The sequence below is a fragment of the Halomonas sp. MCCC 1A11062 genome (genome assembly GCF_021404355.1).
In the GTDB taxonomy this organism is placed as follows: domain Bacteria; phylum Pseudomonadota; class Gammaproteobacteria; order Pseudomonadales; family Halomonadaceae; genus Halomonas; species Halomonas aerodenitrificans.
Map to the genome: position 1 here is coordinate 1 of NZ_JABFTW010000067.1, position 499 is coordinate 499.

Here is a 499-nt window from a genome sequence, read left to right on the forward strand (position 1 = left end):
TGACCTTCGGCGATAGCAGCAGCTTCGAGCTGACAGAGCTTTTCAGCGGCGAGAAAGATTCCTTCGAGTGGACCAAGGGAAAGATCACACACGAACGCTGGTTCTTCGATAGCTATTCCGTCCCTGGCGGCGAGGTCGAGAATCGGGCGCCAACCGATATTCGCCTCGATATCGACCTTGAGTTTGCCCAGAGCCTGAATGGATCAGGGAACGCCACTACTGGCGGCCAGACCCCCTCAGGAGTGGTTCTTGGCACACTATCAGCAATTGATCCCGATGAGGGTGATACCCACACCTTCGAAATCGTCGCTGGTGATGGCCGTTTCGAGATCGTAAACGGAAATCAGCTGAAACTTAAGGAAGGTGAAGTTATCAAGGAGGGGGACGGAACCTTTACGATAACGATCGAAGCCAAGGACGAGGGTGGCCTGACTTACTACGAAGTTTTCACTTTTAAAGCCGGAGCATTAGGCAATACCGCTGATACAATCCCGGGAAC

Annotated in this window: 1 protein-coding gene; it reads left to right on the top strand. The window is 52.9% G+C overall.

Going from position 1 to position 499, the window contains the following annotated elements:
* Positions 1 to 499: cadherin repeat domain-containing protein (locus HOP58_RS22820; protein WP_234261918.1), on the top strand; the 499-nt coding region annotated here is incomplete at both ends.